Source organism: Flavobacterium macrobrachii, from assembly GCF_014486675.1.
GTDB lineage: Bacteria > Bacteroidota > Bacteroidia > Flavobacteriales > Flavobacteriaceae > Flavobacterium > Flavobacterium macrobrachii.
On record NZ_JACTAC010000085.1, the window covers coordinates 1 to 10,825 of the forward strand.

The window sequence follows — 10,825 nt, forward strand, 5'->3', positions numbered from 1 at the left end:
AGGTTAACGAAAGCATCTATAATCCCGACGCTTCGGGAGAACAGGATTGTTCTGACTAATACTATCTTCTAGACTGCTTACTTGCAGTTGGTTGCGAGCTATTCCTTGTATATGTTGCATCGTTAAAGATAAAAAAACTATAACTTTCTTACAACTATTTTACTATATTTGGTGCAAGGATTGTGGAGGTTTTTTCACAGTCTGACGTTAGTGGCAAGCATCTGAAAAATCCTGCAAATAAGAACAATGACAACAATTGACAATATAGAATTAGACGAAAATAATGTAGAATTTAATTATGCTTCTGAATTTGTTAAACATACAGATAAGCTTGTTTATTTAACTGGAAAAGCTGGAACAGGAAAAACAACTTTTCTGAAGTCGTTAAAAAGTAATACGTCTAAAAACACTGTAATATTAGCACCAACTGGAGTTGCTGCAATAAATGCTGGTGGACAAACAATTCATTCTTTTTTTCACTTACCTTTTGGTCCATTTGTAGTAAATGACAAAAGATTAAGAACAAGTAAAGATTTGGGTGATTTAGACAATACTACAATTTACAGCACGTTTAAATATAGAGATGACAAGAAAATAATTATCGAGCAACTCGAACTACTAATTATTGATGAAATTTCAATGGTGCGATGCGATACGCTTGATGTTATTGATAAAATATTAAGAGTTTTTAGAAAAAAACCTTTTTTACCATTTGGTGGCGTACAAGTCATTTTGATTGGAGATACTTTTCAACTTCCACCTATTGCAGATTTTGCTCAATGGGAAATTCTTAAAGATTATTATGATAGTCCTTTCTTTTTTAGCTCAAAGATTGTTGCCGAAAACAAACCGATTTATATAGAACTTAAAAAAATATACCGCCAAAAAGAGCAAGAATTTATTGATTTATTAAACAAAATAAGGGTAAATCAAATAAATGAAACAGAACTTAATGAATTAAACAAAAAGTATAATCCAACTTTTTCAGCTAATGGAATTGATAATCACATCATTCTTTCAACAACAAATGCTCAAGTAAACCAAACTAATGCAACTAAGTTAGATGAGTTAAAAAGTGAAACTACAATTTTTGAAGGAGAAATTACAGGAACATTTCCGAAAGATAGCAAAGGAAATTTTGTACTACCAACAGAACAGAATTTACATTTAAAAGTCGGTGCACAAGTAATGATTTTAAAAAACGATTCAGGCGAAATTAAAAGATATTTTAATGGAAAAATCGGAAAAATTTCCTCACTTGAAGATAATAAAATAATTGTAGAATTTTCAGATGAAAATAAGGTTCAAATAGAAAAAACGTCTTGGAACAATATACAATACGTTTGGAATAAAGAAAAACGTAAAATCGAAGAAACAACAATTGGAACTTTCACACAATATCCATTAAGATTGGCTTGGGCGATAACTGTTCACAAAAGTCAAGGTTTAACATTTGAACGTGTTTATGCTGATTTAGGTTCTGCATTTGAAGATGGTCAAGTTTATGTGGCATTAAGTCGTTGTACTTCTTTTAACGGACTTGTATTAAAATCACAAATTCCAAGAAATAAAATAAGAACAAATAACAAAGTTATTGAATTTGCTAAAACTGAAACACCAAGTACTCTAATTGTTCAAGAATTAAATTCTGGGAAAGCAGATTATTTTTACAGGAGAATTCGTGAAGATATCAAGCAATTTAATTTTAATGAAGCGTACAATAATTTTATTAAAGCAATAAAATTCAGAAATGATATTGAAACAGAAAGTTTTAAAAAATATTTTGTAACAACAGCAAATAAATTTGTTTCATACAAATCCAAGCAAGAACTAATATATAATCATTATCAAGAGATAAAATCAGAAAAAGAAGAGATTAATACTAAACTCTTTAAAGCTGAAAATGAAAATATAGAATATAAAAACAAAGTTGATGAACAAAATAGAGGTCTAAAAGTTTTATTAGATAAAACTCAAGAATTTGAAAGAATTGTAGAAAATGAGTCTATTAAAACTAAAAATCTTATTGATGAAATTGAAAAATTAAAAATTGAAAACGAAAAATATAAGAGTGAAAATTTATCATATAAAACAGAAATAGAACATTTAGAAAATAAGAAAAATGAATTAAAAAAGATTAAAGACAAGAAAGTCTTGGAAATAAATCTTTTAAATAAAGAAAATAATAAACTTGAAAATAAAATCACAAGTTTTGAAAGTGAAATAATCGAACTTAAAACAAAACAAAATATTTTAGAAGATAGCAACAGAAAAAACATAATTGAAATAGAAAGGCAAAAAAACATTAAATGGCATCAAAAATTAATAGGTAAAAAATAATGCCAGCCACTAACAGGCGTAACTGTTGCACAACCTCAATAAAAAACTAAAATTTTAAAATATTTATAAAAAGTAACCTCTTTAGAAGCTATTTTAAGGAGGTTAGTTTTTTAGTTATAATTCAAAGTTGTAAAACTTGGAGTGCTTACAAACGAGTTTTTTAAGTCTAAAAAGACTGATTTTATAAAAGCCAAGTTCTTTCCTTGTTTTAGGGAAACAACTTGGGTTAAAATGGATGGTTTTTAATACTCTTGGCGTAAATCCTATATTCTCTAAATCGATAAGGTTAACGAAAGCATCTATAATCCCGACGCTTCGGGAGAACAGGATTGTCCTGACTAATAGTGTCTTCTAGACTGCTTACTTGTAGTTGGTTGCGAGCTATTCCTTGTATATGTTGCATCGTTAAAGATAAAAAAACTATAACTTTCTTACAACTATTTTACTATATTTGGTGCAAGGATTGTGGAGGTTTTTTCACAGTCTGATAGTACAAGCAATTCTGAGTCTAAAAAAAATACAATGCATTAGAAATCATGACGAATCCTAAAATACTATTTTTCATTTTTATAATGCTTTTGACATCTGCTTGCACATCAGATAAATTTCATGAAAAGGATTTTGAAAAATTTGTTTCTAAAAGTGATACTGTATTGTTTGATGGAGACAAATTGCATCCGACCTACGCATATTTAGAAAAAGGTCAACTAAAAGGAGTAGAATATATAGCGCATCCTGAATGTGGTCATTACATTCGAAAATATTTTTTTAATCACAAAGAAGAAATATTCAAAGTTATTGTTCACAAAGTTAACATATCAGACAATTGTCCAGAAACATTCGATTCAGTTTATGTACTTTACCCTTTAAGAAAAACTGCCAAGATGTATTCTAATTCCAACGATGGAGAGAAATTAGTTTATAGAAATGAAATTGAGAAGTCTCTTGTGGACATAAAAAAGTTCAAGAAAGAACTGAAAGAATGGAACTACCACCAACAGCCGTAACTGTTATACAACCTTTAAAGGAGTTGTATTTTTTAAACCCCTAAAAAGTTTTAAAAAGCAGCTTTGGTCTTATCATAATTAATCAACAAATCCACAAACTTGCTATAACTATCAATGCCATCTTCCTGCTGATTGGATTTTAAATATTGATCATAAAAAGCATGAAAAGCTTTATCGATAAACGTATCATATTGTTTCCAAAAAGCTTCACTTTCACGATAGTTTTCAATAATTCCGGGATGAACTTTTAGCTTTAACTGTTCAAATAGTTTTTCATCTTTAGCAGCAATAGAACCCAAACAATAGCGCAACGCATTGGCATAAGCTGAATATTGAAAATACAAATCGTCATTTTTTATTCCGGCAAGAAAACCAATAAAATTACATTCGCTTTCACTTCCAAAACCAATTTGATGCGCCATTTCATGACAAACCACATTCGGAAAACCATACATCGGTAGTTTGTCATTCACTTGAGCTTCATTAGTAAACGGATTAAGATAACCACCAAAACCCATGTAAGTCAACGGCAAACTAAGCAACGATTTCTTCTGACTTGGAATAGAATAACCAAAAAAAGGATGTTGTTTTGCCAAATGATTATAACCGTTTTGTGTCATTTCAAACACTTGGTTTTGAGTGTAAGGATTAGTTACTTTCTTCGTTTTGTCATTCGTAATCTTCAGTTGAATTTGATTGGTTTTAACAATTAATTTTTTGGTAAAATCCAATAAATCTTCATCAGTATATTCTCGGCTGATTTGCATTTTTTCAAAAAGTGGCACACGATAATAATTAAATGCCCAAAGAAAGTGAAACGCAAAATAAAGCACCGAAATACAACTCAAAACATTTAGCGATATATTTTTCCAACCCGTTTTCCTATTCATAATCAGCCAATAAATAGCATAAAGAATAGCAATCGTATAAATCAAATCGCCAACAGAAAACGGAATTTTACCTAACAAGGTTCGGCTGATTTTAGAAATGTAAACATACAAACCATTGCTGTACCATTTCTCTACAAATTCAGGGAAATAAACTAAAAACTTCAGAAATACTATCTGAAAGACTAAAAATAACGGGAGAATATATTTTCGTTTCAAAGCCAATTTTTAAAATGTAAATATAATCACAAATCAATTTATAAAGTAGTTAAACTTTGTAACTTTGCTACTTTGAAACTTACAAGCTAAAAATACAATGAGCCAAGAAATTAGAAATCTAGAGCCAAAAGCGCTTTGGAATAAATTTGCCGATTTGAATGCCGTGCCACGTCCGTCCAAAAAAGAAGAACGTGTCATTGAATTCATGAAAAACTTCGGAAACAGTTTAGGATTAGAAACTTTTGAAGACGAAATCCGAAACGTAATCATCCGCAAACCAGCAACGCCAGGAATGGAAAACCGCAAAACCGTTGTCTTACAAGGACATTTGGATATGGTTCACCAAAAAAATAACGATACCGATTTTGATTTCCTTACACAAGGAATTGAGATGTATGTTGATGGCGACTGGGTTCGTGCGAAAGGAACAACGCTTGGTGCAGATAACGGACTTGGTGTTGCTGCAATCATGGCGATTTTGGAAAGCAAAGACATTCCGCATCCTGCCATTGACGCACTTTTCACGATTGATGAAGAAACTGGAATGACTGGAGCGTTAAATTTAAAAGGCGGAATTCTAAAAGGCGAAATTCTTTTAAATTTAGACACCGAAGAAGATGATGAAATCGATATCGGTTGTGCTGGTGGAATTGACGTTACCGCAAATAGAAGTTACAACGAAGAAGAAACTCCTGAAGGTTCAAAAGGTTATACGATTACGGTAAAAGGTCTAAACGGTGGACATTCTGGAATGGATATAAACAAAGGTTTGGGAAATGCTAATAAAATAATGAACCGTTTATTATTTGATGGTTTTGAAAACTTTGGTCTTCAAATTGCTGAAATCAACGGTGGAAGTTTGCGTAATGCCATTCCAAGAGAAAGTGTTGCCAAAGTAATTGTTGCGGGAATGTATGACGAAGCTTTCGTATTTGATATGCAAGAGATTATCAATGATATCAAAACAGAATACAAAACAATGGAACCTAATTTAACCATTGAAATCGTAAAATCAGATGTACCGTCAAAAGTAATGGATTTAGGTGTTCAAGAAGGTTTGTTGCGTTCGATTTATGCTGCTCATAACGGAGTTTACAGAATGTCGGCTGATATGGAAGATTTGGTTGAAACATCAAATAATATTGCTCGTGTTATTGTAAAAGATGGCGAAATTTCTATTCAAAATTTAACGCGTTCTTCAGTAGAAAGTTCTAAAATGGATTTAGCCAATGGGTTGCGTTCGGCTTACGAATTATTTGGTTGCGAAGTTACTTTTGGCGGAAGCTATCCAGGTTGGACACCAAACCCAAAATCGGAAATACTAGACGTTTTAGTCAATATCTACGAAAAACAAAATGGCTCAAAACCAAATGTGGTAGCATGTCACGCTGGATTAGAATGTGGAATTCTTGGAACTAATTATCCAGGAATGGATATGATATCCTTTGGACCAACAATTCACGGTGCGCATTCTCCAGATGAAAGAGCTTCAATTTCTTCTTCACAGAAGTTTTGGAAGTTTTATTTGGAGATCTTAGCGAATATTCCAGTTAAGAGTAATTAGTGAATAGGAAAAAGGAAATAGCAAACCTCGTTTAGAAATAAGCGAGGTTTTTTTATGGAAAATAATTTGTGTAAATCTGTGAAATTTTTGTTGATTTAATTTAATGTTTTCCGAAACTCACTTGGAGTAATTCCTGTTTTCTTTTTGAATATTCGAGTGAAATAGGAGTAGTCATCAAAACCTAATTCGTCTGCAATTTGATTGACGGATTTTATCGGATTTACCAAAAGGCGTTTGGTTTCAAGAATAACTCGATTAGTGATAATTTCGGTTACCGTTTGATTTAATATTTCTTTACAAATTCGGTTTAAATGTTTTAAGGTTATATTCATTGCGTCAGCATAAAACGATGGCGATTTTTCGAGTTTATAATGTTGTTCTAAAAGCTGTTCTAACTGATGTATTTTGTAGTTATACGAATGTGAAATATGATTAGAAACCGAAAGATATTTTCTTGAAATCTCAATGTGAATACAATCTAAAAGGTTCAAAATTTTATCTGTTTTCTTTGGGAAATCGGTTTGGCTTTCAGTAATCATTAAATCAAAAAATGGTTTGATTGTATTCATTTCATTTTCCTCTAAAATAATTTCAGGTTGATTCATTACCGATTGATAAAACGGATAATCTTCCACTTTTTTATTACCAAAATACAGATTATATATTTCTTGCGAATAGAAGAAAATGTAACCATCAATGTCTTCGGATAATTGCCAATTGTGAATTTGTCCGGGTTGCAATACGAATAAACTTCCAGGTTTTATTTCATATTTAGCAAAATCAATTTCGTGTTTTCCTGTTCCGTTGGTAAATAAAACTAACAAGTAAAAGTTGTGACGATGCGGTTTTTCGATAAAACTATGTGCTTTTAAATGATTGGTAAACGTGTTGATATACAATTCATTTTTACCTAAATCAGTTTTAAAGTTATGAATGCTATAAATAGGATGTTGTTTCAAAATGTCTTTTTTGTGCTATTTTTAGCGAATATACAAAACAATTCCATCGAATAACTGTAGTATCTTTGTCAAAAAAAATAATGTTGAATAGTTTATATCATATTTTTCGTAACGATTGTCCGCATTGTCATAAAGGAAAAGTCTTTGCAGACAAGAGTTTCTTCTTCAGTATGGGTTTTCCCAAAATGAATTCCCATTGCAGTAATTGTAACTATAAATTTGAAAAAGAACCAGGATATTTTTTTGGTGCTATGTTCGTCAGTTATGGCGTTGCCGTTTTAGAAGGATTACTCACTTATTTTTGTATTCGTCCTTTTTTTGACAGTAATTTTGATTTTTGGATGTTTCCAATTATTGCCTTTGTTTTGTTAAGTCTGACTTTTTTTAACATCCGATTTTCTAGAATGATTTGGATTTATATGTTCAAGAATTATTCGAATTGATGTTTGGTAATTATAAAGTTAAAAAGCGTTCAATTTTGAACGCTTTTTTTATTTAATTTTTATACTTTTAATATCATTTTTACGTTATAAAGAAAAAGCCATTTTATGAAAAAAATAGTTTTGTTGGGATTGTTATCGTTTTTGTTTTTTTCTTGCCAAAAAGAAGGAAAAATTGAAAATGTCGAGCGTGCGTTTTACTATTGGAAAGGCAATAGTTTAGGTCAAGAAAACCATAGTCAAATTGAAAAGTTAAAAGTAAAAAAGTTATATGTCAAGCTATTTGAAGTTGATTATAGTGAAACTCGAGGCAATTTTCCTTATGAAAAAAACAGACCAAGTGTTTATGATTTTAAAGAATTAGATTCGGTTAAAGTTGTGCCAACTATCTTCATTAAGAACGGAATTTTTCAGTACAATGACGAAAAGTCTTTGGACAAATTAGCCGATAATATTGTGTTTTTAATCAACAAATACAGTTCATCTGTTGACTATTCAGGAAAAAAGGAACAAATCTTTACTTATGACGAAATTCAAATTGATTGCGATTGGACAAAATCAACGAAAGACAAATACTTTTATTTGTTAAAGAAAATTAAAGCACTTTCGCAAAAGGAATTGAGTTGTACACTGCGATTATATCCGTATAAATATCAAGATGTTATGGGAATTCCGCCAGTTGATAGAGCTACTTTAATGTGTTATAATTTAATCAAACCATTATCACAAAAAGACAAAAATTCCATCCTAGATATTGATGAATTAAAAAAATATTTGAACCAAAAGAAATCGTATCCATTGCATTTGGATATTGCATTACCAACGTTTTATTGGACACAATTGTATCAAAATAATCGTTTCATGGAATTGATAAATTTGAGTACAAACGAAGTAAAAAGTTTCGCTAAAAACGTGAAACCGCTTTGGTATCAAGTAGAAAAAGACACTAGTATCAACTATCAAACCTATTTGAAAGTTGGCGACCAATTAAAATGTGAAGATGTTTCGGTAAGTACAATTCAGGAAGCAATTTCAATAATAAAAAAGAATGTAAGCTTTGACAAGAACACCACAATCAGTTTATTTGATTTAGACAGCAGCACTTTTAAACAATATTCCAATGAAGAAATATCTAGTTTTTACGACGCTTTTACTAAGTAGTTTTAGTAACGTTTTTTCTTGTGGTTATTCGCCTTATGGCGAAGATATTCGATATTCACTTTTTTTGCCAGACTACTTTAAATACACTGATTTCATGGCATTCAATTATAACACTCAATTGTTTGGTTTTGATTATGAATATCAAAATCAATATGAGTCCAATGTAGATGATTGGTACAATTTTGTTCAAAAAAATGTTCCTGTTGATGACATAAATGAATGTTTGAATACGTTAAAATTGACTGATATTACAAGTAATTCTCAGAATAAGTTTCTGCAATATTTATACAAAAACAAATTAAACAATGTTATTCAATATCTTATCATCGCCAAACAATGTGAAGATGTAAACAATTTTGAATATGATGATCCGTGGGAAAGAGGTGAAACAAAAAGAGTTGATATTACCCCTTTTTTCAATAAGTTACAGCAACTAATCGATAAAGAAAAGAGTAATTATTTGAAACGAAAATATGCTTTTCTAACCATTAGAACTGCCTATTATAACGGAAACCCAAAATTAATAAATACACTTTTTGAAAAGCATTTTGCTCAAGGCAAAAAAGATTATCTCTACTATTGGGCTTTATATTTTAATGCATTTCAAAATGGAAATGCAAGCGTTGATATTGCTAATATTATGGCTTATTCTCCAGAAAAAAAATATGCGGCTTACTATTATTTTCATGACCAATTCAATTTGGAAAATGCTTTAGCTCACGCAAAATCAAATCAAGAAATTGCCAACATTTATGCCTATGCATCGGTGCAAAGAATTGAACCCAACTTAGATTATCTAAATAATATTTATCAAAATAGTAACCAATCAAGAATTTTAGATTTTTTACTACTGAGAGAAATTAACAAAATAGAAGATTGGATTTATACGCCTTATTACACAAACTATTTGCCTTCTATTGAATTTTCTAATTATTGGTGGCACGAAAATCAAGATATTGTTTACTCTACAGAAAAACTTCGTGAGCGTTCAGAAAAAGATAGAATGTATGCCAAGCAAGTTTTGGATTTTGTGAACTCGGTTGATTATTCCAAAATTAAAGACATTTCGCTATGGAAAGCAGCACAAATTCAATTGCTTTTTATGACAAAAGATTATGAAATCTGTTTGAATAAAATTAAGGCATTTGAAAAACAATTTTCAGATGAAAAAGTCTTTGCTCAAATTGAAAAAATAAAAGCGTTGTGCATTATTTCCAATCAAGAAATAGGCAAAGCAATCATTAAAGAAGAGGCCAAACCAATCATACTAAAACACTTAAATGACGAGCGATTTTTGTTTTCGCTAGGCAGAGAATTAGAGTTTAGAAATAATCTTCCTGATGCTATGGCGTTGATTGCTCATGGAAATCAAAAAGTTGATAATTATTATGGAGATTACTATACAAATTCTGTTGAATGGCAAGGAAATAGATTAAAAAATTCAGGAAACCTAAAATATTTTTATGAGTATTTTGATTATCTCGATTTTGTATACAGTGCCAATGAATTGCAAATTGTAATCAATAAATTAAACACAAAGATAGACGATGATTTTAGCAAAACAATTTACAGTCAATTATTGAAAGATAAAAATTACCTAACCGATTTATTAGGAACAAAATACATTCGTGAAAATAGATTGGTTCAAGCCGAACGAACCTTCAAATCATTAGGAAAAAAATATTGGAATGAAAATTATAATTCTTGGGAAAGAGATAATTATGATGATTATTACACCTTTGATCAAAATCCATTTTATGATTTGAAATACACTGAAAGTTTTATTCCAAATAGAGAAAAATTTGTGGTAACCAAATTATCGGTTACGCAGCATTTAATCAAGTATTTGAAGATTGCCAATAATCCAAAAACGAAAAACCGAGATTACTATTATTTTTTAGTAGCCAATTGTTATTTGAGTATGACACAATGTGGAAATTCTTGGATGATGCGACGTTACAATTCAACTACAGATTTTAACGAAGGTAATAACGAATCGTATATAGATGAAATTGAATACCGAAATGGAAATTTAGCTCAAAAATATTATCATTTGGCATTTGAAAACGCAAAGACAGCAAAGTTTAAAGCATTATGCCTTCGAATGGAAGATTATGCAAAAGACAACGTTATGAGTGATTACCCAAAACTAAAATCCGCTTATCCTGATTATTTTAACGATCTATCGAATTGTGATAATCTTGAAGACTATTTCAAAGCCCGACGATAAAAAAAACTCCGAAATTAT

The 10,825-nt window shown here is 30.4% G+C and carries 8 protein-coding genes; 6 read left to right on the forward strand and 2 right to left on the reverse strand.

All coding sequences use genetic code 11. The features are described 5' to 3' along the window. The first annotated feature begins 246 nt into the window (after positions 1 to 246). Positions 247 to 2,340, forward strand: a complete 2,094-nt coding sequence (locus tag IAI56_RS14030; RefSeq protein WP_187658467.1) for an ATP-dependent DNA helicase — start codon at positions 247 to 249, stop codon at positions 2,338 to 2,340. Between the two features lie 536 nt (positions 2,341 to 2,876). Further along, entirely contained in the window at positions 2,877 to 3,347 is a 471-nt protein-coding gene (locus tag IAI56_RS14035) for a hypothetical protein (protein WP_187658468.1), read from the forward strand. A 50-nt stretch (positions 3,348 to 3,397) separates the two neighbouring features. Here the strand turns inward: IAI56_RS14035 and IAI56_RS14040 are convergent, their stop codons facing one another. Continuing rightward, positions 3,398 to 4,453: a DUF3810 domain-containing protein gene (locus IAI56_RS14040; protein WP_187658469.1), complete on the reverse strand. Its 1,056-nt coding sequence runs from the start codon at positions 4,451 to 4,453 to the stop codon at positions 3,398 to 3,400. Between the two features lie 97 nt (positions 4,454 to 4,550). Between IAI56_RS14040 and IAI56_RS14045 the strand changes: the two genes are divergently transcribed. After that, positions 4,551 to 6,017 carry an aminoacyl-histidine dipeptidase gene (locus IAI56_RS14045; protein ID WP_187658470.1) on the forward strand — a complete coding sequence of 489 codons (1,467 nt, stop codon included), beginning with the start codon at positions 4,551 to 4,553 and terminating at the stop codon, positions 6,015 to 6,017. Positions 6,018 to 6,112: 95 nt separating this feature from the next. On the opposite strand, the gene IAI56_RS14050 is transcribed toward IAI56_RS14045, so the two are convergent. Further along, a complete protein-coding gene (locus tag IAI56_RS14050) occupies positions 6,113 to 6,976 on the reverse strand; it encodes an AraC family transcriptional regulator (RefSeq protein ID WP_187658471.1) in 864 nt (287 codons plus the stop codon). A 65-nt stretch (positions 6,977 to 7,041) separates the two neighbouring features. On the opposite strand from IAI56_RS14050, the gene IAI56_RS14055 reads away from it, so the two are divergent. The 3 genes from IAI56_RS14055 to IAI56_RS14065 all read left to right on the forward strand — a co-directional run bounded on the left by IAI56_RS14055 (position 7,042) and on the right by IAI56_RS14065 (position 10,807). Next, positions 7,042 to 7,419, forward strand: a complete 378-nt coding sequence (locus tag IAI56_RS14055; RefSeq protein WP_239106920.1) for a DUF983 domain-containing protein — start codon at positions 7,042 to 7,044, stop codon at positions 7,417 to 7,419. Between the two features lie 105 nt (positions 7,420 to 7,524). Then, the gene (locus IAI56_RS14060; RefSeq protein ID WP_187658472.1) at positions 7,525 to 8,577 is read left to right on the forward strand and encodes a hypothetical protein; all 1,053 of its coding nucleotides are present in this window, start codon (positions 7,525 to 7,527) and stop codon (positions 8,575 to 8,577) included. Further along, the gene (locus IAI56_RS14065; protein WP_187658473.1) at positions 8,537 to 10,807 is read left to right on the forward strand and encodes a hypothetical protein; all 2,271 of its coding nucleotides are present in this window, start codon (positions 8,537 to 8,539) and stop codon (positions 10,805 to 10,807) included. Before IAI56_RS14060 ends, IAI56_RS14065 begins: the two co-directional genes overlap by 41 nt. Positions 10,808 to 10,825: the final 18 nt, after the last annotated feature.

Coding starts and splice junctions, on each gene's coding strand:
- IAI56_RS14060 (WP_187658472.1), top strand. CDS start 7,525: ATGAAAAAAATAGTTTTGTTGGGATTGTTATCGTTTTTGTTTTTTTCT.
- IAI56_RS14045 (WP_187658470.1), top strand. CDS start 4,551: ATGAGCCAAGAAATTAGAAATCTAGAGCCAAAAGCGCTTTGGAATAAA.
- IAI56_RS14035 (WP_187658468.1), top strand. CDS start 2,877: ATGACGAATCCTAAAATACTATTTTTCATTTTTATAATGCTTTTGACA.
- IAI56_RS14065 (WP_187658473.1), top strand. CDS start 8,537: ATGAAGAAATATCTAGTTTTTACGACGCTTTTACTAAGTAGTTTTAGT.
- IAI56_RS14030 (WP_187658467.1), top strand. CDS start 247: ATGACAACAATTGACAATATAGAATTAGACGAAAATAATGTAGAATTT.